A 26,834-nucleotide genomic window follows, 5' to 3' on the forward strand; every position below is an offset into this window, starting at 1 on the left:
GCATATTTGTCTCTGCTACCGAGCTAATGGGCTGTCTGGAGCTTAGGCGATAACGAGTGGTGTGGGGCGGAATTCATATGAACTTAACAGGTCTCGTTGGGATTCTTGCTGGCCCCTTGCTTGGAGCACTTATTGCACTGGTCGTGAACATTTTTTCAGCAGCACTTGGCCACGGGGCTGTTGGCTTGCTCGGAGCTAACACACTTGTCAACGCGAGCGAAGCGATCGTCGCCTACTACATGTTCAAGACGCTAATGGGAATGGACTGGGATGTTTTCCCCGCAAGCACCAGTGCCGCAACGATCGGGCTCTCGGCAGGAGCCTTCCTGATGGGGGCGATCATCGTTATCAGCGGCGTGAACGGGAGCGCGTTACCGCGCGGTGACTTGGCGATCGCTGTTGGTGGGCTTGTCGGGCTCAATCTTGGCGTCGCTGTCATCGAAGGGCTCCTGACAGGGTTTATTATCAATTTCCTCACTTCTGTTCGTCCAGACCTCATTGGAATGGTTGACCGTGACAGCACAGAGGAGCCGGCAGGGGTGACCGGTTAATGGAGTGGTGGAAACAGTACGGTGGGTTGGGTGCGCTTTTCGCTGCCTTCCTTGCCGCCGGCTACTGGGGCTTTACTGCAACCGGCGGTGCACTCCCGTGGGCCAAACGCTCTGCAAGAGCTCTTCAGCGCGGGGTTCAGGAGGGCGGCGGCGCGGTTGTTAATATGGGTCGCGGGGTCATCGTTGCGGGGCCAATCAGAAAGGGAGGCCTTATGTTAGAATTTGGCGGACTCGTCGTCCTCTTATCGGTGATTGGTCTCGGGTTGTACGTCTATGTTGACCGCTACAGTGGCTTTGACGGGGATCAACCCACACAGAAACCGTGACGACACTCTCGAATCACGTTCCCGATCCGCGGCTCATCACTGCGTTCGCCGAGCGGCGAGACGGACCGTTGCACCGCGTCAATCCCTGGACAAAAGTCGGCATCGTTGGCGCGCTTGTTCTCGCTGTTACCGTATTTGACCGACTCATGCTATTGGCTGGACTCTACGTGGGCGTTCTCGGTATCTATGGTCTTGCAGGTCTGCCGTATCGACGGCTCATCGGTTGGTATACGCTTCCGATGCTGTTTGTCATCTCTGTGGCTGGGCCGCTGGCATTCCTCGAACCGGGCACGCCGGTCGGCGGGGCACTCTCTACACCGGTTGGTTCGCTGTCAGTCACATGGGCTGGCCTCAGCCTTTTTTTGGAACTCACGTGTCGGTCACTTACCGTTGTCACGTTCGCGCTGACGGCATCAATGACCACCAAATACACACACGTGGCATACATACTCGGTCGGTTACTCCCTCGACCGATCGATCAGATCGCGCTGCTTACCTACCGTTTTACATTTGTCATGCTTGAAACACTTGAGGATCTGGTAAAAGCCGTACTGTCTCGTGGCGGGAACCTTGCCGATTTCTGGTCGAACAGGCGGCTATACGCCAGAATTCTCGGCATGACGATGTTGTCGGCGATCGAGCGATCCGAGCGGCTCGTCAAATCAATGGAGGCTCGTGGCTACAGCGGTGATATCACGCTGTACGGTAACGTTTCGCGACCCCCAATCCACGAACTGCTCATCATTGCTGGCTTGTACAGTGGCGTCGTTGGCTATGTGATAGTCGTTGTCTATGAGGTGAGACTATGAGTCGAGACGAGAGCCTACTTATCGACCTCCGGTGTGAGGCCCACACATACCCTGATGGGACAGTCGGCATGCATGATGTCGATTTTTCCGTGTACCCCAACGAGGTTGTCGCGCTTGTCGGTGGCAACGGTGCTGGGAAATCAACGCTTCTTGAACACCTGAACGCAACGCTCGTGCCCGACGACGGCGAACTTGTTGTTGAGGGCACACCGGTTACCGAAGACAACAGACAACATGCACGGAAAGAGGTCGGATTCGTGTTTCAGGACGCTGATACGCAACTCGTCGCCCCCACAGTCCTCGATGACGTGCTGTTTGGCCTCCAGAACTACGGTGTTCCTGACAGTGATACACAGGAGCGCGCTCGTGAGGCACTGGCAACTGTCGACGCGAGCCATCTCGAAGATCGGGTACCCCACTATCTCAGCGGCGGTGAAAAACGCCTTGTCGGTCTTGCAGGTGTCCTCGTGCTTGAACCGAGTGTTGTCGTGTTGGACGAGCCACTCGCTGGGCTTGACCCCGAGCGCTCCCAGCTGATCGCCGATCGAATTACCCAGATTCACGAGGAGGGTATCAGCGTCGTGTTGTCGACACACGATCTCGAATTTGCCGCTGAAGTCGCGGATAGGGTCTGTGTGATGGCCGATGGCAACATTGTTGGAAGCGGAACGCCCCAGACAGTGTTTTATGACGACGTGCTGTTGGAGAACGCGAACCTTCACCCGCCAAGTGCGGTGCGAATCGCCCGTGAGGCGGGGCTGACGCCGACCGCACAGCCGGTAACAGAGGCAGACCTCATATCGCTTCTCACAGCGTCCGCCGAGGAGGAAGCATCACAGAGAACCGTTCAGGACAAGCGTTGAGACATCTAATCCAGCCGGCAGTTACTTTGTCGGTGTTATCGGCTCCGTCGATCGCTCGCAAAATGAGTCCATGGCCTCTGTAATTCGGTCTGCACTTCGTCGTGCACCAGCAATATTTGGCGCATACGGGCCAACAGTTCCGAGTGCGAGTGCTCCGGAGACGTACAGTGGGACTTGATCACCGGCGACGGTTCGCCAAGCCAGTGTGTCGTCGTCAAGTCGTGGGAGACCCCGATAGCCACGACCCAAGTCAAGCGTGTCGGCTAGTCGCTCAACAAACGGGTGGTCGAACACCGACGCAAATCCGGTGGCACAGACGACCCGATCCGAACGTAGTCGGGTGTCATCAGCGAGTATCAACCGAACATGGTCGTCTTCTTGGGTTGCACGAATAACCTCTCCTTGCCGAACCTGAAGGGAGCCACTCTGACGACGAGTGTCCAGCGTGTCGTACAGATATGGTGGCATCGTCGCTGTGTGTCGAGCCTCCTGCAGAACATCGGAGCGAGCTTTCGACGCTGGGGGGTGGCAATGTAGTTCACGTTCGATATGGTGCCAGTTGAGCCATTGTGGGTCTGCTTCAGTGACTTCCCATTCAAGCGGCTGTCGAGAGAGCAAAGTGACTGACTCTCTCTCGCTGCGCGTGGCGGCCAGTTGGGCGGCAGTAATGCCACCGCCGATGATGACTGTCTCCGTCGTGTCGGTGGTCGGGTTGAAGCTCCCCCAGACGTGTTCGACACCGCTAACCGAGCGGCCCCACTCTGGGAGATGGTACCGCCCGCCGTAGCCGATGGCAAACACACAAGTATGTGTGTCGATCATGCCGTCATCGGTCACGACTCGCAGCCCTTCGTCTGGGCGGTCGTGAATCATCGTGACCGCTGTCTGTCTGTGTAGCGTGTGAAGACTGTTCGACTCGATTACATGGTCGGCGTGGTCGAGAAACAGTTCCAGTCCGGGTCGGTCAGGGTAGTCGACTGTTGGCTGCAGTTCGTCCTCCCGGTCGTTGCCCGCTGCAAAATCTTCGAGCGCGAATGGGTCGGTTCCGAGGTGATTGACGTACGTTGAGCGCAACGAGTCCATCCCACAGGCGCGGGCCTTTCGCCGAAACGAGTCGAGCAAGCGGTCGTTTGGGTCGACAATGACGAGCCCATCACGGTCGAGAGCGGTGTCTTCGAGGAGTCGCTGGGCGAGGTAGGTGCCGTGGATACCACCACCAACGACGACGCAGTCGACGCTTGGCGCACGGTCGATACCGCCAGACGTGACACCGGTGATAGCAGGTGGATTACTGGATGTCGGCATTGCGTCCGGTCGTCTCGTCCGGAGAGGTCGCGTATTAATAAGACTATCAACTAAAATAATAATAACTATCAATGAGAACCTCTATTATAGCAATACATGCCACAGGACACAACCCCCGTGACGGTGCTGTCAGGCACACTCGGTGCCGGGAAAACAACCACACTCAACCACATCCTACAGGAGAGCGGCGACCGCGAGCTGGCCGTGTTGGTCAACGATATGGGTGAGGTCAACGTCGACGCCGAGTTGGTCGCCGAATCCTCCGATATCTCGGCCGAGGATGAGGAGCTAATCGAACTCGATGACGGCTGTATCTGCTGTGAACTTCGTGGCGACCTGCTGGACGCCATCGGTGAACTCACCCACGACCAGACGTTCGATGCGATCATCGTCGAATCGACCGGCGTCGCCGAACCGCTGCCCGTCGCTCAGACGCTCACGCTTGGGTTTGACCAGTCGGATCTTGACCCGACGGAGTTCTACGAAGAGACCGGAATCGAACCACTCGAAGGCTGTCACATGGATACCGCCGTGACGGTCGTCGACGCCCATCAGTTCCAGACGGCGATGGAATCCGAGGAACTACTTGACGACGACGGCACCGAAAAACACCTCGGCAACCTGCTGGTCGAGCAGGTCGAGTTCTGCGACGTGCTGTTGCTCAACAAGTGTGATCTGGTCGATGAGCAGACCGTAGAGGAGATCGAGGAACTCGTCACGACGCTCCAGCCGCGGGCGGAAATCATCCGAACGACCCACGGGAGGGTCGACAGCGAGCAGATCGTCGACACCGGCCGTTTCGATTTCGCGGACGCAAGCCAGTCGGCCGGCTGGATGCAGGAACTCCAAGAGCCCCACGCATCAGCCGAGGAGGAACACGGCGTGACCTCGTTCGTCTTCGAGGCGCGACGCCCGTTCCACCCTGAGCGATTCGCCGAACTGCTCGACGGGTTCCCTGATAGCGTAGTTCGCTCAAAGGGCCATTTCTGGCTGGCGGGCCGCGAGGAGATGGCGATCATGCTCAACGTTGCCGGGCAGTCGGTGCGGATTGCTCCCGCTGGCAACTGGGTGGCGTCGCTCCCACCCGAAGAGCGCGAGCAGCAGTTGGAAGCGGTGCCCGGTTTAGAGGAGATTTGGGACGAGAAGTGGGGCGACCGCGGCACCCAACTCGTGTTGATCGGCACCGAGATGGATCACAACGCGCTCCGGAGTCGACTCGACGAGTGTCTCCTCACCGAGATCGAGATGGACGCCGAGTGGTCGGCCTTCGAAGATCGGTTCCCGCGGTTTGACCCACCCAAGGAGGCTGAAGCAAGCGACGACCAGAACCCTGCGGCCGACCCCGACAAACAGGAAGAGATCGGCCTTGCTGACTAACACACCACCCGTGACTGCGCACAACCTGCCACCACACGCAACCGACGATGGCGAACCGACGAGACAGTGTCACACGATCATCGAACCGCGCGACGACGCTGCCGATCTGATAACCGTGTACTCGATAGCCCCGGAGGATTCGAAGCTGACGGCGTGGCTGTCGGCGACCGCAAACAGCTATGAGCGACTGGAGGAGATGCGATGACAAACCCATTTCAGCGTGCCGTGACACACAGCGTTCCACGACCCAAGCGCGTGGCGGCAATCGAGACGCTGACCGAGGCCAACCGAACGACCGATCTGGCGGTGCTGGTTCAAACCAGTGGTCTTCCAGGCGGGCTTCGGCGACAGGCCGTCGATGGCCTGATCTCGTGTGGAGCCACCGACCTGCTCGAAGAACTGGCCGACGACCGCTCGGTCGCCCCCGAACTCAGCAAAAAGGCACAACGATGACCGACAACAGCGACACCGAAGAGGTCGACGGCGAACCGGCCGGACAGACACGCGTCTGCCGGGCGACGGGCCGTGAACAGGGGCTGGTCGGGAAGTACGACATCTGGCTGTGCCGACAGGCGTTTCGCGAGATGGCCCCGGCTATGGGATTCGAAAAACACGAATGAATCGCCCGAGTCGCAGGTATCGGTTTTGTTACTAACTGATTTTCAAATATATTAATTATAGCTAATTTGGGCATTTCGATAGCATTTTTGTTGCTCTAAGCATAATTAACAGTATCAATGGGTGTTACGCACACAGTCGAAAATGGAGCGGAGAACCATGACGATGATTGATGCCAACGAACTGCTGCCAGCCGAACGCATCCGACAGGCTGTTGTTGCCGGCGACGTGACACAGCTTCACCGCGGGGGTCAACACGCCGCGGAGGGCGATCAGTTCACCATCGACGATATGCTGTTCGAGGTGACGACCGTTCGCGAAGAGCAGCTGGGAGACCTGACGGACGAAGACGCACAGGCCGAGGGCTCGGAGAACCTTGCAGCATACAGGAAGCGTATCGAACGAACCCATGACATCACGTGGGATGAGACGGATACGACGGTGCGTCACGAGTTCGAACGGGTCGATTGAGAAGGGCGAATCAGTTTGAGCAACGACCTACGTCTATCCGGCCAGTATTAATTAGACTCAGATAGAAATTAATACTCGCACATAAGTTCAGCCCCCCTATTCTTAATAACACTTTTTATGCTATCTCTCATGAGTTAATATTGCAATGGCATACTCATGCACCAGCTGCGATGCACAGTTCGACGCCGCCGTCGGCGTTACCCAACACGTTGCGCTGCATCACAACACGTGTGCCGTCTGTGACGAGAGCTTCGAGACGGCCGACGGGCTGCGAGACCACACCCACGAAACGCATTAGACGCGGTCCAGACATCGGTTGGGCCGATCCCCGCTATTTTCGCTCGTCGCCACCGTCAGCGGACACCTGCTTCGGACTGCGACGCCGTCGGTACCGATACAGCATCGCCGACAGCAACAGTGGCACCTCTCGGCGCACTCGCCTGCCAGCGACGACACCGAGATAGACGAGAAGGGCTGTCACAACGATCGAGCCACCAGCGGCGATGCCAAACTGGTAGGCGACCGTGACGCCGATGACTGTCGCCAGCTGGCCGGCGATGATCGCCAGCCAGATCGACTGTTTGAAACTCCGGGCGACCGGTGCCGCCGCGGCGACCGGGATGACGAGCATCGCCGCCACGAGGATGACACCCATGATCTGCATCGCGCTGACGACAACCCCAGCGGTCAGGACGACGAGCAATCGCTTGTAGTGCCGGACGTTGAACCGGGCGGCCCGCGCCGCCGGGGCGTCGAACGTGACGTATACGAGCGGTCGGTAGGCAAGGGTGACGACGGCACCGACGATGAGGCTCATCAGGATCAACAGCCCGATATCCGTTTTCGAGACCGTCGCCAGACTGCCGAAGAGGTAGGCGTTGATGCCGACAGCGATGCCGCCACCGGTGGCCGTGATCAGGATACTGCCGACCGCGAATCCGCCGGTCAGCACCATCGCCAGCGACGTATCCCCGTATGTGTCTGCGTGGTCAATGAGAAGTTCGACGAGCAGCGCGGTCACGATCGCGACGACAAAGGCGGTGATGATCGGCGACACCGACAGCGAGAACACCGAGTTGAGAAACAGACCGAGGGCCACGCCAGCGAAGGCCGTATGCGCGAGCGTATCGCTCAGCATCGATAGCTCGCGGTGGACGAGAAACGTGCCCACAACCGGGCCGATGATCGCGATACAGATCGCCGCGAGATACGCCCGTTGCATATAGGCGTACCCGAGCATATCGATCCCGGTGAGTTCACTCATCGCTGTCAACAGAGCACCGTAGACCGCTTCGAGCAGCCAGTCAAACCCATCGGCGAGCGGCGTCGCCGATCTGCCCGCTGCAGCCAGCTGTGTGAGACGGCCAGTCGGCGGTGTGAGCAGTGTCGTGATCATGCGTTCTGTCGGATGAGTCGTTGCTCCGTCCCGTAGGCGTCGGCCAGCGCGTCTGTGGCGAGCAGGTCTGCGGAGTCGCCATGGAAGTAGAGCTGCGTGTCGATACAGGCGACCTCGGTTGCGTATCGCGTGACCGCACCGAGATCGTGTTCGATCAGACAGATGGTCAGCCCGCTGTCGTGGAGCGTCGACAGCAATTCGTAGAATGACTCGACCGATTCAGCGTCGATGCCGACCGTTGGCTCGTCAAGGGCGAGAAGGTCGGCCTCGGCAGCCAGCGCGCGGGCGATGAACACCCGCTGTCGCTGGCCCCCCGAGAGGGTGCTGATTCGTCGATTGGTGATATCACCCACATCGACGGCTTCGATCGCCTCCTCGATTGCCGCTGTGTCTGTCCGGGAAAATCGGCCAACGGTGCGGTGTGGATACCGGCCCATCTCGACGACCTCACGCACTGTCAGCGGCATCTGCTCCGGGACGGCCGCCGCATCCTGTGGCACGTAGCCGATGCGCGTCCCGTCACCGAACTCGGTGGCCTGCTCGCCGAACAGCCGCACCTCGCCCCAATCGGGAGCCCGGAGTCCCAACATGAGGTCCAGCAGCGTACTTTTGCCGCTTCCGTTGGGGCCGACGATCCCGAGAAAGTCCCCGGACTCGACAGTCAGTGAGACACCCTCGACAACCGGCGTGGCGGTGTAGCCGAACCGGACGTGATCGAGGACGATCGGTGGCTGGTCGACCGTCGCTGTCATCGTGTGGTCTCCAGTCGAACAAATGCATCGCCGGTGGCGGTGAGCGTTCGCTCGGATCGTGCCGGCGCGGCCACATCAGGTGGGTAGATCGTGCACACTGCTGTCTCGGCGCGGCCGTGGACGATTCCGAGCAGCGTCGCTCGTTGGCGGGAGCGATTGCACTGCGGTCGATTCGACACTGTCGGTTCTGTCTCCGTCATGCATCCAGCGCCTGCTGGAGCGTGGCCAGATTGACGTTCTCCATGACATCGATGTAGCCCCAGCCCCTGTCCGCCCAGTCCTGTGTCTGGCCGGCGACTGCTGTCAGCGGGAGCTTCTCGGTGGCATCGGTCTCTTCGACCAGTTGATCGGCGGCCGTCTGATCTTCCAGTGGGTCAGCAAGCACATACTGGAGATCATGCTCCTCGATGAGTGACTGGGCCTGGGCGATATCCTTTGGCGTCGGGCGGTCGTCCGGGGAAATGTTCGTCAGGGTCTCGACGCGGAACCCGTACCGGGATTCGAGATACTGGAAGGCGTTGTGGCCAGCCACGAACACCACATCGCTGTCTGCGTCGCCGAGTGTGTCTTCAAACGACTGGTCAAGCTGGTCAAGTTGTGCCCGGTAGTTGTCTGCGTTTGTGGCGTATGTATCGGCGTTGTCGCTGTCGATATCGACGAGTTCACTCCGGACGTTGGTGACAGCCTGTTTCAGCCGCACCGGATCGAGCCAGACGTGTGGATCCTCCGCGCCGTGGTCGTGGCCATGGCCGCCGTCATGGGTCTCCGCACCGTGTTCTTCCTCTGAATGCTCCTCAGAGTGTTCTTCGTCTGAGTGCTCATCACCATGGTCACTCTCCTCAGAATGTTCTTCTTCTGAGTGTTCTTCCTCCGAATGCTCCTCAGAATGTTCTTCTTCTGAGTGTTCTTCCTCCGAATGCTCCTCAGAATGTTCTTCTTCTGAGTGTTCTTCCTCCGAATGCTCCTCAGAATGTTCCTCTTCTGAGTGCTCTTCCCCTGAGTGGTCTTCTTCGGAGTGGCCATCGTGACCACCGAGCTTCTCGATGCCGTCGGCGATGTTAACTGCGGTCACCGGCGCGTCGTCGTCGCGCATGCTGGCCACCATATCGTCGGCCCACGGCTGGAAGCCATCCATGTACACGAACACGTCACTGTCGATGACCGTCGCCTGAGTATCGCCGCTGGGTTCCCACCCATGACCGTGTGAGCCGAGCGGGACAAGTGTCTCAACAGCCTCGCTGTCTCCGACCACCGCCTCGGTGATATCGCCGAAAACGTGGAATGGGGCTGTGGCGTCCACAGCAGACGCCTCATCTGCTTCGGCACCCGCTGTGCTTTGCTCGGTGTCCGAGCCGGTACAGCCGGCCAGTGATGCCGCTGTTGCCGCCCCGATACTCGTCGTCAGGAGTCGCCGTCGTGTGTATGATGTCATGTATTACTAATTTAGATCATTTGTTTATTAAAAATTGTGATTTCAAAATTGATCTTAATAACTTGGAGCTGGAGAGTGTAATCATAATAATTAAAAACTGAGAACCCATCAAACGTAGGGTAGCGGGCTTAAAACGGAGGTATATGATTAGCCCGCGTTTCGGATTTATCGTTGATCGATAACGAGTCGCTGATCGGTTGGCGGGTGCGGATCATCAAGCTGCCCCGGGAACGGGTTTTCAAACCGACCCCAGTTGCCGTCAGCCTCCGGCTCATCTACAAGGCAGTCGTCGAGACCAGCCCTGATGGCTGGCTCGTCGATCGTTGTTCCGATGAACACGATGGCCGTTTCACGATCACCCCATCGGTCGTGCCACGAGAGGTCCGACCGCGATTTGCGCGCCGCAGCCTGCCGGAAGTCAGGGAGACTGGCGATCCACCGGCCGTTGACGCTGACATGAATCTGACTCCCCGCCAGGCTAAGATCAAGCGCGAACTGCTCGCGGCCGGCGACCCAGCAGTGGCCCTTGGCTCGGATGACCGTCTCAGGGATCGATTCGAGCCACACGCGAAACCGCTCGGGGTGGAGCGGTCGTCGACGCTCGTAGACGAACGAATCGACACCGAACTCCTCGGGCGGGTGGAGATGGCCATGATCGTGCTCCTCCTCTTCGTCGTGATCGTGGTCGTTGTGCTCCTCGCTGTGGTTGTGCTCCCCGTTGTGGTCGTGAAGTTCCTCGCTGTGATCGTCGTGTTCGTGGCTTTCATGACCGTTCTGGTCGACGGGAGCTTCGGCATCGTTCCCGTGTTGACGGTCAGTAAGTATCTGCTTCCACCGTGCCGCGTTGTTTGTGGCATCTTTGTCGAACCGCCCTGTGTTCAGGAGTCGCTCCGGATCGACCGCGCTGTCGGTCGTCCGGACGATCTTAACACCAGGACGGAACGTCTCGATGATCTCTTCGACGGCCGCACGTTCGTTTGCCGACACAAGGTCACACTTGTTGAGTACTACCAGATCGGCGAACTCAACCTGTTCGGCTAACAGCTCCGAGAGTGGCCGGGCATCCTCCTCCGATGAGGCAAGCGGTTCACGCTCAACAAAGGCCCGGTAGAATGCGGCGGCATCGACAACTGCAACGACCGAATCGAGATCGTAGAGCGCGGCGATCGACGACGAGATGAACCGTCCAGCTATCGGAGCCGGATCACTGATTCCAGAGGCTTCGATAACAAGGTGGTCAACATCTGTCCCCATCGCAATTCGACGGAGTTCCTGATCCAATTCGTTCTGTAACCCACAGCAGATACAGCCATTGGAAAGTTCGGTGATCCCCTCGTCCATCGAGAGTGCTGAGCCGGTTTCGATAAGATCGGCATCAACGTTGATCTCGCCGACATCGTTGACCAACACGGCGATATCATCGGCGTCATCACCGACCGCTAACAGGTGATTAACAAGTGTTGTTTTCCCGGCTCCGAGTCCACCACTGAGGACGGTCACCGGGAGTTGGTCGTCGATAGCCATCAATCGTCGGCTAAGGCGAGTTCCCGCTGGTCGTCCGCACTGAACGGATCTGGATAGTCTTCCCAGTTAGCGTTCATCTCGGTGTCGGTGAGCACACAGTCCCCCAGTTGGTCGACCAACAGTTCCTCATCATACTCTCGGCCGATGAACACCAGCTGGATGCCACGATCACCCCACTGATCGTCCCAATCATCGTCCAGACCGGGACGAGCAGCCAAGTATCGCTCCTGTTGGGCTTTCGGAAGCGTAGCGATCCACCGACCGTTTGGGCCGGCTCGAACCGACTGACCAGCCTTGTCAAGGCCCATCGCTATATCCTCACGGCCGGCCGACCAGAAGAATCCTTTCGCCCGAATGATGCCCGCTGGGAGGTCAGCCAGCAGGTCGGCGATCCGTTCGGGGTGGAACGGTCGGTCGGATGTGAATACGAACGAGCCGACGCCGTGTTCCTCGGCGGCGGCCTCGTGGTGGTGGCCGCCCTGCAGCTCCTGTTTCCACCCGGCGGACTGGCTCGCACGATCGAAGTCGAAACGGCCGGTGTCGAGAATCTGTTCGGGGGCGACCGCGCCGTGTTCGGCGCGAATGATCTCGGCGCGGGGCTGCAGGGCACGGAGCACGTCTTCGATCTCGTTAAGTTCGTCGTCCGGCACGAGGTCGCACTTGTTCAACACCAGTACATCACAGAACTCGATCTGATCCATCAGGGCCGCCTCGGGGACACGGTTGCCCTCGGGGTCGACCTCGTCGTCGGTGAGTGCCTCGCCGGAATCGAACGCCTGCCAGAAGCTGTGGGCGTCGACGACGCTGACCATCGTATCGAGTTCGTAGATACCGGTCGGATCGAAGGAAGCATCCTCGAAGCCGCGCGCGAACGTCTGTGCAACCGGGATCGGTTCGCTGATGCCCGAGGACTCGACAAGGAGATACTCGAAATCCCGCTGGTCGGCCAGTTGCCCGACCTCGTCGAGCATATCGCCACGGAGGCGACAGCAGATACAGCCGTTCGAGAGCTCGATGACCTCCTCGTCGGCCTGTGAGAGTGCTGACTCTCGTTCGACGAGGTCGGCATCGATGTTGACCTCGCCCATGTCGTTGACGACGACAGCGGCGTTCAGTTCCTGCTCTGTGTTCAATACGTGGTTGAGCGTCGTTGTTTTGCCGGCACCGAGACTTCCACTTAGTACTGTTACCGGAATCGGTGAGTTGTTAGCTGCCATCGCTATGTTATTAATTTAGAAGTATAAAATACTAACTCTTGCTATCTAAAGCTAAAATATTAGCATAAATATATGTATATCAATCTGCTAACTAAATTGTAGTCACAGCTATTGATAGAACCTCCCCACCTCGTGGGCTCGCCGATCTCGTAACTAAAACCTGATGCAGTAGCGGGTAATCCATAGACCTTCTGTCTCTCGCACTTCGTTCCTGTCAGCTTGTGTAACTACCTCACTGATTCGTTCCTGTATCCTCGCCCTGTGACTCGTCCCGATCCGCTTGGCTTCCAGGATAGCCAAGTGTGCGTTTGGCGAAGGCGTCCAACGCTTTGAGCGTCGTGCTGACGTAGATGCCGGCGACGAACACCAACCCGCCGACGAGCCGCTCGGTCGAACGCAACCCTGACTCGCCCAGCGTCGCTGCCGAGCCAGGCGGATCGACGAAGACGCCGGCCAGCAGAAAGACGCCAGCCGACAGCGGCAGGACGGCGACCGTCCGGCTGAGGATCTTCAGCCGGTAGCGACCCGCCCGCTCGAACTGTTTGGCGAAATTGGCACACGCGTAGACGGCAGCACCGAGAAAGCCAAACAGATAGACGCTCGCCGGAATCCGGGTGGCGATCCCGACGCTGCTCGCCGAGATGACGACCGCCAGCACGGTCGCCGCGAGAACAGCCCAGTAGAAGATCCGCCCCCAGCGTCTGTCGTACCAGTCGTCAGTGTCGGTCTCAGCGTGCATGCGGCTTCTATTCCCGGCTATCTACGTAAAACGTGATGCTGCAGTGATAGAAGCTGTGAGACTCAAACCCCGCGACACGGCACCCGTCTGTTGTAGCGTCGCCCTGCGAATACAGCTACACTCCGCATTAGCGGTCGCCCCGGATCGTGAGATCACCGTTCGTCGTGGTGACCGTAAGCTGGTGGGTTCCGTTGCCGAGTGTCCGCTCGACGCCGGCGTCGGCCTCGATCGACCCGGTATCGAGACCGCTGGCCTCAAACCCACCGGTGGTCGTCTCGTAGCTGATCGATGGCTCCGCTGTCGACGGCAGGCGACAGGCTGTCCTCGCTCCGCTCGTCCTGCAGTGTGAGGCGATCGAACGCATCCTCGTCGACGGCCTGTTTTGTCGCCTCGACGCCGACTGTTTGCCGCTGTTGCCCGGTGCTGTCGACTGTTCCGTTTGGAATATCGACGCCGAGCGTCGCGATCTCGCTCGCGTCGTACTCCTCTGTGACTGTGGTTTCGGCGGCAAGCGACCTGGACGAACAGCCGGCGAGACCGACGGTGCCGGCGGCGGCACAGCCCCCGAGCAGCGTCCGTCTCGACAGCAGCGGCGTCGAATCTGTGTCGTCGTGCATACTCGATTCTAATGCGATCGATGATTAAACGAGATCACGTGTTTCAGCCCCGGAAACAGTCTCGCTCACACTGTCGCACGCACCACCCCTGTTGTCTGCGGCTCACACAATCGGGGGCGGATATATCAGCCTCACGTTCTTTCTCATGTGCTCTGTATTCGTTTCATTGTGAGTGATAAGGTTACAGAGATCCAACGTATTACGCCAGTAAGGGGAACAGACGTGGACAGTATTATATCTGCTGAGCACGTTTCTGTGTTATCCATACAATAATGCTATCAGCAATCCAACTGTTCACGGCCGATCAGCCCACCTCGGAGCGGTAACCAGTCTCCGGTCTTCGATGCAAACAGCTGACCACAACCCGGTCGCAGTTCGGTGTGTTGGTTCCGACAGCGGCACCGTCCGGAATATCCTTCGTGACCCGATAGCGGCGGTCTTTGGGTCGGCCGCGCTTGGTGACGACGCCAGCGGGTCGCCGTCGACCGGCTGGGACGGCGCTGCGACGCGGCTGATCGCCTGCACCGCGACAGCCGTCGCGAGCGACGTCGTTCCGACGACCGACCTGCAGGCCGGCGAGTGGGTGCTCGTGGTCGACACCGGATCGCCGGCCGATATCGATCCGGCGGCACTCCCTGTTCAGGCGAGTTACATTCACGCCGAGAGCCCGCCGGCCCAGATTCGCTCACAGCTTCGCACAATCGCGGCTGCCACGGGGGTCGCCACGACCACACCGCCAGCCGAGCGATCGGTGCCGCCCACGCCGGCCGACGTTGCTGGAATCGAACTGCCAATTCCGGTTGTCGTCTCCGCGGTCGACACCCCGAGGGTCGTTGCGGTCAACAGCGCAGCGGCGTCGTTGTTCGACCAGCCACGCTCCGCGCTCGTCGGGTGTTCGCCGACCGAGCTCCGCGTCGAATCGGCTACTGACACCGACGAGACGCTCCTTGATGCCGCGGTCGAAACCGGCCAGATACAGCGGCCGGCGACCGGCGATGGCGAGGCGGTGACCATCGCCGCCGGTGATGGGTCGTCGCTACCGGTCGATTACAACGCGGTGACGACCACGATCAATGGGCGCGAGCATCTGATCGAGACGTTCGAGGACGCAACCGACCGGCTCGCCCGGGAGACAGACCGTCAGCGACAGGCCGTGGCGATGGATACCGCCCTGACCGGCATCTCGATTCTCTCGCCGTCGTCGGCGTACACCTACATGAACGAGGCCCACGCCGCGATCTTCGACCGCGAGCCGGCCGACCTCCTCGGCGAGACGTGGCAGGCGATCTACGACGACGACCAACAGGAATATATCGAATCCGAGGTGCTGCCAGTGGTCGAGACAACCGGCTCGTGGGACGGTGAACTTACCGGTCAGCGGGCCGATGGCTCACCCGTCGAACAGCATGTTTCGCTGACCGCGCTTCCCGACGGCGGGCTCGTCTGTGTCAACCGCGATATCACCGAACGCAAACACCGGGAGCAAGAACTCCGCGAACTCACTGAGCGACTCAACCTTGCCGTTGAAGGGGCAAATCTTGGCATCTGGGACTGGGATATGACCACGAATCAGGTGGAGTTCAACGAGCAGTGGGCCGAGATGCTCGGGCTGTCACTCGAAGATATCGAACCGAGCTTGGACGCATGGGAACAGCGGGTGCATCCCGAGGATATCGATGCGGTGACCGCGGCACTCGACGCTCACATTGCGGGTGACACTGACTATTACGACACCGAACACAGGATGCAGACTGCGGCTGGAGGGTGGAAATGGGTTCGTGACATCGGGCGGGTCGTTGAGCGAGACGATACCGGCGAGCCGCGTCGGGCTGTCGGCATCCACCTCGATATCGACGACCGCAAGACGTACGAACAGCAGCTAAAAGCAGGGCGGGATATGTTCACACAGGGCCCCGCAGTCGTCTTCAAATGGCGAGACGCCGAAGGGTGGCCGGTCGAGTACGTCTCTGAGAATATCGAAGATGTGCTCGGCTACACACCCGACCAGTTCCAGTCCGGAGCGATGGCCTACGCCGATATCATTCACGATCAGGACTACGAGCGTGTATCGGAGTTAGTCGCCGAACACAGCAGCGGGGAGATCGACGAGTTCAGTCATGATCCGTATCGGGTTGTTACCCCTGACGGAACCGTTCGGTGGGTGCTTGATTACACGAAAAACATCAGACAGGACGGCGAGATCACCCACCGACTGGGGTACGTGGTCGACATTACCGAGCGCAAAGAGCGCGAGCGGCAGCTTCAGCAGATACGCGAGACGGTGTCGACGTTCATGCTCGCCGAGGATCGGACGGCGGTCATCGAAACGGCGGTCGAAGCGATCACGGAGACGCTCTCGCTCCCGGTTGTTGCCTACTACCGCCGCGATGACGACAGATTGCGGCCGGAATCGGTGTCGACAGCGGCAACGACAGTCCTCGACGATCAGCCGGCGTTCGAGGCCGGTGAGGGGCTCGTCTGGACCGCCGTCGAGACGGGTGTATCGGCGTACTACCCGGATGTGACCGAGCGTGACGGCTGTTATAACCCCGACACGGTGCTCCGATCGGAGCTTCACCTCCCCGTGGATGACGATGGCGTCTTCATCGTCGCCTCCACGACGCCGGACGACATCACCGAAACGGAACGCGATCTCCTCGGTATTCTTATCGACCATGTTGAGACGGCACTGACACTGCGTGACCGCACCACCCAGCTACAGCAGGCCCGCGAGACGGCGGAAGCCGAACGACAGCAGCTCCGTGACGTGATCAATGCTGTGCCACAGCTCATCTGTGCAACGGATCAGACGGGCGAGCTTCTCTTCGCCAACGCGGCACTCGCAGACGCCTACGATACGACTGTCGCCGATCTTGAGGGAAGCACAGACGCCGATATCGCTGTCGCCGACCCGGAGCAGATGGCGGCCGGTGAGACCGACACAGCGTCGATCGAGCCCGGCGAGTCGGTCCGCACCTGGGGAACCGCCCTGACCAACGTTGCGGGCGACGAGCGTCTCTTCGAGACGTGGACCGTCGGGTTTGAGGCGGTCGATATCGACGAGACTGCCGTGCTCTCCGTCTCGAACGACGTGACAGAGCTGGAGGAGGCAACAGCCGCGGTCGAACGGCTCCAGCGGCTGAAAGCCCACTACAAGATCGGTGACGAACTCCTGCAGACCAGAACACCCGACGAGGTGTGTGCCATCGGCTCACAGGCGATTGTCGATGGACTCCCGGTGGCAGCCGTGAGCGTCTACATGTGGGACGAGGCCGAGACGGTTCTCGCACACAAGTCGAGTGCGCCTGCGGCCGAGTCCCCGCATCCAGCCCGGATCACGATCGATGACGACGACCGCTGGCGAGCGTTTACCGAGGGAGCGGTGACCGTGTCGGATTCGGGTGTCGTGTCGGTTCCGATCGGGTCGGATGGGCTGCTCGTCGCCACGTTCACCGCCGACAGCCCGTCGACCGAGGAAACCGAGTTTCTCGAATCGGCGGCCGATACGCTGGCGGTCGGTCTCCGGCAGGCCCGACAGAAGGCCTCGATCGACGAGTTCAAAGCTGAAACCGAGGCACTTACCACCGATCTCTCCCGCCAGCGCACGCTGCTGGACAGCTATATCTCGGCGATCGAGACCGTGATGGGCGGTGAATCCCAGGTGGAACTGTTCGAGACACTCACCGACTTCTGTGAGACCAACTGGGCGTACGGGTGGGTTGGCACCTACCAGCCACAGGTGGAGACGGTGACACCGACGGTCGTCAGCTCCGCCGGCGGCCCGGCGACAACCGTCGCCAGCGAGGGCGAAACCGGCCGCAGGCCGCCGATGCTGACGGCCGCCGTCGACCGCGAACCGGTCTATACCGAAAACACGCGATCGACACGGCAGCAGTCGAGCTGGGGGCGTCAGCTGCTGACCTACGGCTATCAGTCTGCTGTGGCCCTGCCGATCTGTGATGGTGGGGCCCTCCACGGCGTTCTGGAGGTGACAGCCACCGCCACGGAGGGGTTCGACACACAGGCCAGAGAGATGCTGGGTGTGCTCTGTCGGGCCGTGGCGATCCGACTCGATCAACTCGATCGTGCCGAACCGATCGGAGCGAATCGGGAGGCGGTTGTCTTCGAACTGCTGTTCGGCGCGGAGCGACCCGTCTTCCCGTCACTGCCCGACGACCTGACGGTCGAGGTGCGCACGATCGAGACCATCGACAGCGACACCCGCAGACTTACCCTGCAGGTTGCGGCGACTACCGCCGACCAGTTTGAACGGTATGTCGACAAAACGCCGGGGCTTTCCGGGTTCGAGGTCGCAACCGACCAAGACAACACTGACAGTGTTCTCGCCGCGGTTCGACTCACACTCACCGCCCGAGCACCAACCCAGCAGCTCTTCGAGGTGTTGAATCAACATGCCGCCGACATCGTGACCCTCCACAGCGACCCGACTAGTGAGGTCGTCCGAATCGAGAGTCATCGGCCGGGGGTGGTTGGAGATATCGCCGACAGACTACGGGAGACACTCGACTGCCAACTCCTCTCGAAACGAACCACAGCACCGACCGATCTGCTCACCCAGCGAACATCGATCGCCGACGCGCTCACCGACCGGCAGCGCGAACTGTTCCGGACGGCATACAGAGAGGGCTACTACGAGCAGCCAAAGGGGATCAGTGGTGACGACCTCGCCGCACTCTTCGATATCTCGCAGTCGACCGTCCACGAACACCTACGCGCAGCCGAACAACGGGTCGCAACGGTTCTTTTTGATGACGGTTCGGCCTGGCCAGATAACGCCTGACTTTTCGGAGCCCCATTCGGCATGCCTCGCCGTCGTTCGGTATCGAGCTGCCCTGATATGTCAGGCTCTTTCTCTCGAGCCGCCGTATGTTCGGACGACAAGTCAAGTATAGTACTATGTTATATTCGCTCATGTCCTCCGAGGCCGAACCACGCGCCCGAAAACTACCGACCGAGTCGTACAACCAGGTGCTGGCTGCGTTGTTTCACGCCGCACAACAGCAAGCGGCGGGCACAGAGGGCCCTGTATCCAAGAGCAGCCTGACAACCAACCACATCGCACGACTGGAACGACTAGCAGACATCACGCTGGCGACCGCACTGAACACAGGGTCGGCTGATGTGCTGTTTCGTGACCAGATCGCTGCTGTGGAGGATCGATGAGCCGATCCGATACACCTGACGGGGCAGCACCACCGTCCACTGACGCGATTCCGTTCGACGATGTTGCGCCGGCAACGATCCGTGTTCTCGCCGACTGTGGGGTGCTCTCTGATGAGCCCGACAGGGGGGAGTTCTGTCCAGACTCAGCCTTCAAACTGCTCGCCCATCCGGGTCGCCGAATCGTGGTTACACATCTGCTCTCTGCTGGCCCGACCGTGACACTCAGTCAGCTGCTCGATTACGTCTTCTCACAGTCGGATACGGGCTCCGAATCAAAAGCGACCCGCCAAGAGGTCACCCAAGCGTTTACCAACAGACATCTGCCGAAGCTTGACGCTGAGGGCTACATCTCCTATAATCTCGAACAGCAGCGAATAACGGCAACTGCGAAGACTGCCAATATGAAGCCGTATCTCGCTGTGGCGGTACTCCAAGAACGAACCACCGACTCCGGGCGGGAGGCGTCCGATCAATGAGCACATCGATTAAACATCTTTCCGCGTTTCAGCGTGATCTACTCTACGTTGTAGCGGATCTTGATACGCCCTATGGGTTAGAGATCAAACGCGGCCTTGAGGAGTATTACGACAAGGATGTCAACAGTGGCCGTGTCTATCAAAATCTTAACACATTAGTCGATCAGGGGTGTATCGAAAAATCAACGATCGACAAACGAACAAACGCCTATACGCTAACACAAAAGGCGGTGATTGCGATGAAAAACCGTCATCACTGGCAACGAACACAGGCGAAAAGACGAATCCAGACAGAGGCACTCCAAGCCGACAGTCGACTCCAGCACTGATACCGGTTCGACTGGTTCGGTGCTGTGTGGTTCAACTGTGACAATTAGCTAGCGTCACCACTCAAGGTTCTGCTTCCGGCCGATAGTCGCGGCTCACCGCCCGCCATTTTCCGGTGCGGAACCGCCACAGCGTCACCGCCGCCGGCACCCCCGTTTCAAGCACCAACGCGACGTACAGCGCGGCCTCGCCGAGAGCCGTTACCGTCCCGAGATACGCCACCGGCAGCGTGAAGACATAAAGCCCGACCAGCGACGCATAAAACGGGATCCGCGTGTCGCCCGCACCCCGCAGCGCGCCCGTCGCCGAGCCGTCAACGCCTAAGGCGACAAGGCTCACCGCCGAGACGGCGATAAACGTCGCCGACAACGCGATTGCCGCCGGGTCAGCAACGAAGATGGTCGCGATCGGCTCAGCAAGCAGAATCACACCCGCGGCGACAAACAGGTGAACAACAGCGGCGAGTGTGATGATCTGGGTACCGTAGGCCGTCGCTTCGCCTTCCTCGCCCGCGCCCAGAGCCTGTCCGACGAGCGTGCTGGAGGCGATAGAGAACCCCCAGCTCGTGCTGTTGGCGATATTCCGCACGCGGCGGCCAACTTCAAGCGCGGCCACCGTCGCCGAGCCGAAGCTGGCGGTGATCGCCAACAGCGGAAAGGTGGCAAGCCCCTGAGAGACCCGGCGGGCGATCAGCGGCGTCGACACCCGGAGCAGCTGCCCCAACAGCTCACGGTCGAACTGCGGGCCGGCCAGCGAGAGGGCAACCGGGCTGGCTCCCCGGCCGAAGTACTCGCGGCCGAACATCCCCCACGAGAAGGTCAGTGTCACCGCTCCCGTTGCCACCGCGGTGCCAGTCGCCGCGCCGGCGACGCCCCAGCCGAACCCGAAGATCAGCGTCCCGCTGAGAATGACGTTCAGGGCCGCGCCGCCGGCCCGCACCACCATCGGGGTGAACGTGTCGCTGACGCCGGCGTAGGTGCGGCTGGCGATCATGTTTAGAAATTCAAAGACGAGTGCGGGCGCGACGATCCCGAGGTAGGTGGTGCCGTAGCCGACCGCCGCGGCGTCGTCGCTCAGGAGGGCGATGAGCGGGTCAGCAAAGGCGACAAAGCCAGCAACGACCGGTACAGCCAACACAAGGGCGACCCAGACGCTCTGTTTGACCAGTAGCGCGGCGCGGGCAGACTCACCGCCGCCGTAGTGTTGGGAGACAAGGCCGACCGTCCCACCGGCAAGCCCGATGGCGACGAACTTGCCGACCGTCCAGTAGGCACCAGCGAAGGCCAACCCGGCGACCGCCTGCGCGCCCAGCACCGAGCCGACCATCGCAAGGTCGGCGGTCTGTTTCGACATAATCGCAAATCCGGTGATCACCCGCGGCCAGGCAAGGTCGACTGTCGCGGTTAAACGGTCGCGCTTGATGATCCCCAACCGGGCCAACAGCGCGGCGAGAGCGGCGAAGGGGCGAACGGGGTCGACCATTCGATGACAGTTTGTGGGCAGTCGGTTTGCGTCTATTGGTTTCGTGACGGCAGGAGGACAGCCGGCAGACCGTAAGTCGCTTACCGATCACCGCGATATAGCACCTATGAATCCCGATCAGTGGCGGACGTACCTCGTCACACAGCAGTCACTTTCTGCGGGCCGATCGACGGAAACCGTCGTTGCGGCGGCCGTCGAAGGCGGCGTCGACGCCGTCCAGCTCCGCGAGAAAGATACCTCGGCTCAACACCGGATCGAACTCGGGGAGCGGCTCCGCGAGCTAACGGGCGCGGCCGACATCGATCTCATTGTCAACGATCGGATCGATATCGCCTACGCGGTCGGGGCAGACGGCGTCCACCTCGGGCAATCTGATCCCTCAGTGTCGACAGCTCGTGAGATTCTCGGCCCGGAGGCGACGATCGGCGTCTCGGTGTCGACGGTCTCGGAGGCCCGGCTCGCGGCGATCGGGGGTGCTGACTATCTCGGTGTCGGCGCGGTCTACGGCACCGATTCGAAGCCGGACGCCGAGACGGCCGACGACGGCCTCGGCGTCGACCAACTCGCCAAGATCGCCGATGCGGTGACACTCCCGATTGTTGCGATCGGTGGCGTCACCCCTGAAAACGCCAGCGGCCCGATCCAAGCCGGCGCGAGCGGCGTGGCGGCCATCAGCGCGATCACCGCCGCTGACGATCCGACAGCCGCCACCCACGAGTTGCGCGAAGCGGTCGACGCCGCGGTTGAAAACGAGGAGGGAGCCGCCGATGGCTAACGCCGCTGTGTCGCCGGCGGCCCTCGCCGAGTCGCTGACGAGTCTGCGGGAGACCGAGCCGCTGATCCAACATCTCACCAACCGGGTGACGATCAACGACGTGGCCAACAGCACCCTCCACTGGGGCGCGCTGCCGGTGATGGCCGACGGGCCCGAGGACGGCCCGGAGATGGCCCACGGCGCGAGCGCGGTGTTGCTCAACACGGGCCAGCTCAACGACTCGCTCAGCGAGGCGATCTACGAAACCGGCCTCGCGGCCAACGAGCTTGGGGTGCCGGTCGTTCTCGATCCGGTCGGAATGGGATCGACACCGACCCGCAACGAGCTTGTCGAGCGACTGCTCGCCGACGTCGAGTTCGCGGCGATCAAGGGCAACTACGGCGAGATCACCGCGCTGGCGGGGACGGAAGCCGAGGTTCGCGGCGTCGAGTCTGTCGGCGAGTACGACGAGATCGAACAGACGGCACAGGCGGTCGCCGAGTCTGCGGACACCGTCGTCGTCGCCTCCGGCGACACCGATATCGTCGCCACAGCCGACACCGCCTACCGCGTTGCGGCCGGCCACGAGATGATGGGTGAGGTCGTCGGCACGGGCTGTATCCTCGGCGGGACGGTCGCCAGTTTCTGTGGCGGCATCGACGACAGCCTGAGGGCCGCGTTGCACGCAACATTGGCCTTCGGGCTCGTCGGCGAGCGTGCTGCCGACGACGAGTACAGCGGGCCAGCAAGCTACCACACGAACCTACTCGACGAAATCTGGAATCTCACACCCGAGGCCGCCAGCGACCTCGATGTCGATCTTGAGGATCGGGTCGAAGCCATCGAGTAAGCCACACGTCACACACCACGCAGAGTAAGGGCTAACCCCCGGCAGCGGCAAGCACGTGTATGTCCACCGCCAACGCCACAGACGACACCGAACCGAGCGACGCCGACCTCCGTGAGGCCGCCGAGACCGCGCTTACCCAATGTCTCAATCTCGGCAGCGATGAGACCTGTCTGATCGTCACCGACGACAAGCGCGAACGGATCGGCGAAACGCTGTATGCGGAGGCCAGCGCGATCACCGACGACCCGGTGATCGTCCGCTACCCGCCCGGCGCCCAACACGGCGCGGAGCCACCCGAACCCGTTGCCAGCGCGCTCAACGCGGCCGACGTGTTTCTCGCGCCAACGACAAAAAGCATCAGCCACACCCGCGCTCGCGGTGACGCCTGCGAGAACGGTGCCCGCGGGGCGACCCTCCCGGGGATCACGGAATCAGTCTTTGTTACCGGCCTCGATGCCGACTACGAGGCGATCAAAACGCACAGCGAAACCCTCCACGAACAGGTCGTCGGTGCCGAGGAGATCCGGGTGACCAGCCCGCAAGGCACCGATATCACCGTCGAGATCGGCGACCGTGAGTGGCTGCTCGACACCGGGATCGTTCACGACAACGGCGGCTTCTCGAATCTGCCCGCCGGTGAGATCTTCGTCAGCCCCGAAAGTGCGACCGGCACCTACGTCGTCGACGGGACGATGCGCCCACATGGCCTGCTGGATGACGGCGAGCAACTCACCTTCGAGGTCGACGACGGCTATGTCACCGAGATCAGCGACAACGAGATCCGCGAACAGATCGAAACTGCCGCTGAAAAAGTTGGCCGCGACGCCTACAATCTCGCGGAGTTGGGCATCGGCACCAACGTCGGCGTCGACGAGCTCGTCGGCTCAGTGTTGCTCGACGAGAAGGCCGCCGGCACCGTCCATCTCGCGATCGGTGACAACGCTGCCATCGGCGGCGAGACCGACGCGCCGCTCCATCTCGACGGCATTCTCCGGCAGCCGACCGTCTACGCCGACGGCGAGGCAATCGAACTCCCGAGCTAAGAACCGAGCGGGGCGTTGAAGAGCCAGCGGCCCACACAGCCAGTATGCAGCTTTCGGAGGCAACGTGGCCCGAGATACAGGACTGCGAGAGCGACCTCGCGGTGCTCCCAACCGGGAGTATCGAACAGCACGGCCCCCACGCCCCACTCGGCACCGACGCCAAAACCGCCGCCGCTGTCGCCGCAGCCGGCGTCGACGCCTACCGCGAGCGAACCGGCGAGGACGTGCCGGTCGCACCAACGATCCCGGTCGGGGTCGCCGCCGAACACCGCGCCTTCGATGGGACACTGTGGGTCACCCCCGAGACGTTCCGGACATACGTCCGGGAAACCGTCGCCAGCCTTGCTCACCACGGCTTCGACCGCGTCGTCATCGTCAATGGCCACGGCGGCAACACTGACGCCCTCCGGGAGGTGACAGGTACGATCTCACGCGAAGACGCGGCCTACGCGGTCGCTTTTACATGGTTCGATAGCATCGACACCGAGGAAGAAATGGGCCACGGCGGCCCCGTCGAAACAAGCCTGCTCTATCATATCGACGACGAGGCGATCCGCGAAGCGAACGTAGCTGCCGCCCGTAAGAGAGCCAGCGGTGGGTGGGGCGAATGGGTCGCCGGCGTCAACCTCGCTCACGACAGCGATGAGTTCAGCGATAACGGTGTCGTCGGCGATCCGGCCGCGGCGACCGCTGCTCTCGGCGAGCGGCTCCTCGCACGCAGCGGCGAGGGGCTGGCCGATCTCCTAGAAGCTGTTGGGAGTCGGACTCGTTGAACCCGGGACGACAGCGTGTCGCAGGTTACTCGTCTGCGCCGTCTGTGGAGTCGTCGTTGGCGTCGTCGTGTGCGTCCTGCAGTGAGCTCCGGAGCTGCGGAACGGTGCCGGTGAGCTCACTCACGTCGTTGTGAGCAGTCTCGATCGTTTCCAACAGTTCCTCAACGGCCGCGATGTCGGCCTCCAGATCCTCGGCGTCCTCGAAGGCGTCGGCACGTTCCCCAAGCGTGTACCACTTTTTCGCTTGCCGGAGGTGCTCCGGTGCCTCGCCGACAGCAAGAGCAGATTTTAAGCCGTTGAGTACACCGAGGACGTTGTCGGCGTCGGTCTGCCAGATATCGTCGGCCGTCGGCAGTGCCCCACTGGCCGCCGACAGGTGCTGTTCGACATCCTCGCGGGTTTCCGCGGCGGCCTCGCCGAACAGCTCGTCGTCATCGAAGGTGGCTTGACTCATAGTTCATGATGGTTGCGGGGAGAGTTAAAGACAAGCCCGAAAGTGAAAGTGAAATTAGCCGTGCTGTCGGCTTACTCGGCGGCTTCGTCGACGGCGACCAGCTTCATGAGTGGGTAGCCATCCTCCATCTCCATCCGTGTCTGAGCGGTCACACCCTCATAGTTAATATGCATCTCGACGGTCATCAGACGCCCCGTGAGCTCGGTGTAGCCGCTGTCGTGGTCGATAGCATCAGCGACCCGGTCGTCGTCGATGGCGACCGAGACCGACTCACAAAACGGCTGGTTTTCGATAGCCTCGGCCATCGCGGTCTCTAAGCTCCGTGTGCTGTCTGGGCTGACCGGTGTGCCAGCAAACTGGTGGTACAGCGAGCCGAACTTGATGCCGGCCTCGAAACACGCCTGTTGGGTATCTGTGGACATACACCCACCACGGCTGGCGGCGGCTAAGGCGTGTCGCCTCGGTGCGTTCCAAAGGGGTGTTGGTTGAGTATAGGTGCTAGTAACTATCACACAAACAGCACCGAACCGCGCGTTACTTACGCGTCGTCCCCCGTTAGCTGAATGAATGGCGCGATCTGTGCTGCTGACTGGGGCCGGTGGTCGTGTCGGGCAGGCCATCCTCCGGAATATCGGCACCGACTACGACTGGCGGCTGTTGGATCGTGAGCCGCTGCCGGCGGCGAAACTTCCTGAGGGGGTTGACAACAGCGACGTCTATGTCGCCGATGTGACCGACCGGGAGGCGGTTCGCAACGCCGCCAAAGGCTGTGAGATTGTCATCCACCTTGCCGGGGATCCGCGGCCGAACGCCCCATGGGAGAGCGTCTTCCACAACAACATCGACGGCACACAGTCGGTGCTCCAGACCGCTGTCGACCTCGGCGTCGAGAAGGTCGCCTTTGCCTCCTCAAATCACGCGGTCGGCAACTACGAAACCGAATCGAAAAAACCCGATCTCTACCGCACCCACGACGATTTCACGCTTGACGGAACCGAACTCCAGCGACCCAGCAATCTTTATGGCGTCTCAAAGGCTGCCGGCGAGACCTTAGGACAGTACTACCACGACGAACACGACCTGTCGATTGTCTGTGTCCGGATCGGGAATCTCACCGAGGGCCATCCGCCGCGCAACTACGAGCGTGGCCAGGCGATGTGGCTGTCCTACCGGGATTGTGCCCACCTCTTCGAACGCAGTATCATCGCCGACTACGGCTTCGAGATCGTGTACGGCATCTCCGACAACGACCGCAAATACTACTCTATCGAGAACACCCGACGCGTGCTCGACTATGAGCCGACAGACAACTCCGCGGAGTACCACCTCGACGGCACGCCGAAAGACGGATCCAAAGCCTGACAGAGACAGCCCGCAAGCGGCCCCGCGACAACGAGATAGCCATCGCGTTGTGATATAAAGATCAATAGCCAACCGCCTAGAAACCACGAGCACACCAGCCGTCAGATAAACTGTTCGTTGACGCATCGGTGG

General features: G+C 60.8%; 30 protein-coding genes and 1 pseudogene. 19 read left to right on the forward strand and 12 right to left on the reverse strand.

Going from position 1 to position 26,834, the window contains the following annotated elements; translation table 11 throughout:
* Positions 1 to 59 precede the first annotated feature (59 nt).
* The 4 genes and pseudogenes from DP106_RS10220 to DP106_RS10235 all read left to right on the forward strand — a co-directional run.
* A pseudogene (locus tag DP106_RS10220) lies at positions 60 to 551 on the forward strand (energy-coupling factor ABC transporter permease); the annotation flags it as partial.
* Positions 551 to 877: a cobalamin transport operon protein gene (locus DP106_RS10225; protein WP_120085116.1), complete on the forward strand. Its 327-nt coding sequence runs from the start codon at positions 551 to 553 to the stop codon at positions 875 to 877. The pseudogene DP106_RS10220 and the gene DP106_RS10225, both read left to right, overlap by 1 nt.
* Positions 874 to 1,686: an energy-coupling factor transporter transmembrane component T family protein gene (locus DP106_RS10230; protein ID WP_120085117.1), complete on the forward strand. Its 813-nt coding sequence runs from the start codon at positions 874 to 876 to the stop codon at positions 1,684 to 1,686. Before DP106_RS10225 ends, DP106_RS10230 begins: the two co-directional genes overlap by 4 nt.
* A complete protein-coding gene (locus tag DP106_RS10235) occupies positions 1,683 to 2,549 on the forward strand; it encodes an energy-coupling factor ABC transporter ATP-binding protein (RefSeq protein WP_205738921.1) in 867 nt (288 codons plus the stop codon). The genes DP106_RS10230 and DP106_RS10235 overlap by 4 nt, the downstream gene beginning before the upstream one ends.
* Positions 2,550 to 2,570: 21 nt before the next feature.
* On the opposite strand, the gene DP106_RS10240 is transcribed toward DP106_RS10235, so the two are convergent.
* Complete coding sequence (locus DP106_RS10240) at positions 2,571 to 3,854, reverse strand: FAD/NAD(P)-binding protein (RefSeq protein ID WP_120085120.1); 1,284 nt, start codon at positions 3,852 to 3,854, stop codon at positions 2,571 to 2,573.
* Positions 3,855 to 3,950: 96 nt separating this feature from the next.
* Between DP106_RS10240 and DP106_RS10245 the strand changes: the two genes are divergently transcribed.
* The 6 genes from DP106_RS10245 to DP106_RS15865 all read left to right on the forward strand — a co-directional run bounded on the left by DP106_RS10245 (position 3,951) and on the right by DP106_RS15865 (position 6,618).
* Positions 3,951 to 5,231, forward strand: a complete 1,281-nt coding sequence (locus DP106_RS10245; RefSeq protein WP_120085122.1) for a CobW family GTP-binding protein — start codon at positions 3,951 to 3,953, stop codon at positions 5,229 to 5,231.
* Positions 5,232 to 5,241: 10 nt separating this feature from the next.
* Positions 5,242 to 5,436 (forward strand): DUF7511 domain-containing protein, encoded by a 195-nt coding sequence (locus DP106_RS10250; RefSeq protein ID WP_205738922.1) that lies wholly within the window; start codon positions 5,242 to 5,244, stop codon positions 5,434 to 5,436.
* Entirely contained in the window at positions 5,433 to 5,684 is a 252-nt protein-coding gene (locus tag DP106_RS10255; protein ID WP_120085123.1) for a hypothetical protein, read from the forward strand. Before DP106_RS10250 ends, DP106_RS10255 begins: the two co-directional genes overlap by 4 nt.
* Positions 5,681 to 5,851 (forward strand): 30S ribosomal protein S14, encoded by a 171-nt coding sequence (locus DP106_RS10260; protein ID WP_120085124.1) that lies wholly within the window; start codon positions 5,681 to 5,683, stop codon positions 5,849 to 5,851. The genes DP106_RS10255 and DP106_RS10260 overlap by 4 nt, the downstream gene beginning before the upstream one ends.
* 157 nt (positions 5,852 to 6,008) lie before the next feature.
* The gene (locus DP106_RS10265; RefSeq protein ID WP_120085126.1) at positions 6,009 to 6,320 is read left to right on the forward strand and encodes an ASCH domain-containing protein; all 312 of its coding nucleotides are present in this window, start codon (positions 6,009 to 6,011) and stop codon (positions 6,318 to 6,320) included.
* A gap of 145 nt (positions 6,321 to 6,465) precedes the next feature.
* The gene (locus DP106_RS15865) at positions 6,466 to 6,618 is read left to right on the forward strand and encodes a C2H2-type zinc finger protein (protein WP_165857869.1); all 153 of its coding nucleotides are present in this window, start codon (positions 6,466 to 6,468) and stop codon (positions 6,616 to 6,618) included.
* Positions 6,619 to 6,651: 33 nt separating this feature from the next.
* Here the strand turns inward: DP106_RS15865 and DP106_RS10270 are convergent, their stop codons facing one another.
* The 8 genes from DP106_RS10270 to DP106_RS10305 all read right to left on the reverse strand — a co-directional run bounded on the left by DP106_RS10270 (position 6,652) and on the right by DP106_RS10305 (position 13,997).
* Positions 6,652 to 7,584: a metal ABC transporter permease gene (locus DP106_RS10270; RefSeq protein ID WP_240625399.1), complete on the reverse strand. Its 933-nt coding sequence runs from the start codon at positions 7,582 to 7,584 to the stop codon at positions 6,652 to 6,654.
* A gap of 128 nt (positions 7,585 to 7,712) precedes the next feature.
* The gene (locus tag DP106_RS10275; RefSeq protein ID WP_120085128.1) at positions 7,713 to 8,468 is read right to left on the reverse strand and encodes a metal ABC transporter ATP-binding protein; all 756 of its coding nucleotides are present in this window, start codon (positions 8,466 to 8,468) and stop codon (positions 7,713 to 7,715) included.
* Positions 8,465 to 8,668: a DUF7511 domain-containing protein gene (locus DP106_RS10280; protein WP_120085129.1), complete on the reverse strand. Its 204-nt coding sequence runs from the start codon at positions 8,666 to 8,668 to the stop codon at positions 8,465 to 8,467. Before DP106_RS10280 ends, DP106_RS10275 begins: the two co-directional genes overlap by 4 nt.
* A complete protein-coding gene (locus tag DP106_RS10285) occupies positions 8,665 to 9,900 on the reverse strand; it encodes a metal ABC transporter substrate-binding protein (protein ID WP_120085130.1) in 1,236 nt (411 codons plus the stop codon). Before DP106_RS10285 ends, DP106_RS10280 begins: the two co-directional genes overlap by 4 nt.
* Before the next feature lie 165 nt (positions 9,901 to 10,065).
* Positions 10,066 to 11,424, reverse strand: coding sequence for a CobW family GTP-binding protein (locus tag DP106_RS10290; RefSeq protein WP_120085132.1), 1,359 nt, complete (start codon positions 11,422 to 11,424; stop codon positions 10,066 to 10,068).
* Positions 11,424 to 12,641, reverse strand: a complete 1,218-nt coding sequence (locus DP106_RS10295; RefSeq protein WP_120085133.1) for a GTP-binding protein — start codon at positions 12,639 to 12,641, stop codon at positions 11,424 to 11,426. Before DP106_RS10295 ends, DP106_RS10290 begins: the two co-directional genes overlap by 1 nt.
* A gap of 232 nt (positions 12,642 to 12,873) precedes the next feature.
* Positions 12,874 to 13,380 carry a hypothetical protein gene (locus tag DP106_RS10300; RefSeq protein ID WP_120085134.1) on the reverse strand — a complete coding sequence of 169 codons (507 nt, stop codon included), beginning with the start codon at positions 13,378 to 13,380 and terminating at the stop codon, positions 12,874 to 12,876.
* 254 nt (positions 13,381 to 13,634) lie between these two features.
* Positions 13,635 to 13,997 (reverse strand): hypothetical protein, encoded by a 363-nt coding sequence (locus DP106_RS10305; RefSeq protein WP_120085135.1) that lies wholly within the window; start codon positions 13,995 to 13,997, stop codon positions 13,635 to 13,637.
* A gap of 343 nt (positions 13,998 to 14,340) precedes the next feature.
* On the opposite strand from DP106_RS10305, the gene DP106_RS10310 reads away from it, so the two are divergent.
* The 4 genes from DP106_RS10310 (at position 14,341) to DP106_RS10325 (ending at position 19,986) form a co-directional block, all read left to right on the forward strand.
* Complete coding sequence (locus DP106_RS10310; RefSeq protein ID WP_120085136.1) at positions 14,341 to 18,798, forward strand: PAS domain-containing protein; 4,458 nt, start codon at positions 14,341 to 14,343, stop codon at positions 18,796 to 18,798.
* A 131-nt stretch (positions 18,799 to 18,929) separates the two neighbouring features.
* Positions 18,930 to 19,181, forward strand: a complete 252-nt coding sequence (locus tag DP106_RS10315) for a hypothetical protein (RefSeq protein WP_120085137.1) — start codon at positions 18,930 to 18,932, stop codon at positions 19,179 to 19,181.
* Positions 19,178 to 19,657: a DUF7344 domain-containing protein gene (locus DP106_RS10320; RefSeq protein WP_120085138.1), complete on the forward strand. Its 480-nt coding sequence runs from the start codon at positions 19,178 to 19,180 to the stop codon at positions 19,655 to 19,657. The genes DP106_RS10315 and DP106_RS10320 overlap by 4 nt, the downstream gene beginning before the upstream one ends.
* Entirely contained in the window at positions 19,654 to 19,986 is a 333-nt protein-coding gene (locus tag DP106_RS10325; RefSeq protein WP_240625397.1) for a helix-turn-helix transcriptional regulator, read from the forward strand. Before DP106_RS10320 ends, DP106_RS10325 begins: the two co-directional genes overlap by 4 nt.
* A 61-nt stretch (positions 19,987 to 20,047) precedes the next feature.
* On the opposite strand, the gene DP106_RS10330 is transcribed toward DP106_RS10325, so the two are convergent.
* Positions 20,048 to 21,466: an MATE family efflux transporter gene (locus DP106_RS10330; RefSeq protein ID WP_120085139.1), complete on the reverse strand. Its 1,419-nt coding sequence runs from the start codon at positions 21,464 to 21,466 to the stop codon at positions 20,048 to 20,050.
* 106 nt (positions 21,467 to 21,572) lie between these two features.
* On the opposite strand from DP106_RS10330, the gene thiE reads away from it, so the two are divergent.
* Genes thiE through DP106_RS10350 form a run of 4 tightly spaced genes read left to right on the forward strand, consistent with a single transcriptional unit; the run spans position 21,573 to position 24,886 of the window.
* A complete protein-coding gene (thiE, locus tag DP106_RS10335) occupies positions 21,573 to 22,241 on the forward strand; it encodes a thiamine phosphate synthase (RefSeq protein WP_120085141.1) in 669 nt (222 codons plus the stop codon).
* A complete protein-coding gene (thiM, locus tag DP106_RS10340; protein ID WP_120085142.1) occupies positions 22,234 to 23,070 on the forward strand; it encodes a hydroxyethylthiazole kinase in 837 nt (278 codons plus the stop codon). Before thiE ends, thiM begins: the two co-directional genes overlap by 8 nt.
* Before the next feature lie 59 nt (positions 23,071 to 23,129).
* Positions 23,130 to 24,113: an aminopeptidase gene (locus DP106_RS10345; protein WP_120085143.1), complete on the forward strand. Its 984-nt coding sequence runs from the start codon at positions 23,130 to 23,132 to the stop codon at positions 24,111 to 24,113.
* 44 nt (positions 24,114 to 24,157) lie between these two features.
* A complete protein-coding gene (locus tag DP106_RS10350; protein ID WP_120085144.1) occupies positions 24,158 to 24,886 on the forward strand; it encodes a creatininase family protein in 729 nt (242 codons plus the stop codon).
* 25 nt (positions 24,887 to 24,911) lie between these two features.
* Here the strand turns inward: DP106_RS10350 and DP106_RS10355 are convergent, their stop codons facing one another.
* Both DP106_RS10355 and DP106_RS10360 read right to left on the reverse strand, forming a co-directional pair.
* Positions 24,912 to 25,340, reverse strand: a complete 429-nt coding sequence (locus DP106_RS10355; RefSeq protein ID WP_120085145.1) for a DUF5790 family protein — start codon at positions 25,338 to 25,340, stop codon at positions 24,912 to 24,914.
* A 71-nt stretch (positions 25,341 to 25,411) separates the two neighbouring features.
* Positions 25,412 to 25,762: a dihydroneopterin aldolase family protein gene (locus DP106_RS10360; protein WP_120085146.1), complete on the reverse strand. Its 351-nt coding sequence runs from the start codon at positions 25,760 to 25,762 to the stop codon at positions 25,412 to 25,414.
* A gap of 145 nt (positions 25,763 to 25,907) precedes the next feature.
* Here DP106_RS10360 and azf point away from each other — a divergent pair, with 145 nt between their 5' ends.
* A complete protein-coding gene (azf, locus tag DP106_RS10365; RefSeq protein WP_120085148.1) occupies positions 25,908 to 26,702 on the forward strand; it encodes an NAD-dependent glucose-6-phosphate dehydrogenase Azf in 795 nt (264 codons plus the stop codon).
* Positions 26,703 to 26,834 lie beyond the last annotated feature (132 nt).

The sequence above is a fragment of the Halonotius pteroides genome (genome assembly GCF_003605635.1).
In the GTDB taxonomy this organism is placed as follows: domain Archaea; phylum Halobacteriota; class Halobacteria; order Halobacteriales; family Haloferacaceae; genus Halonotius; species Halonotius pteroides.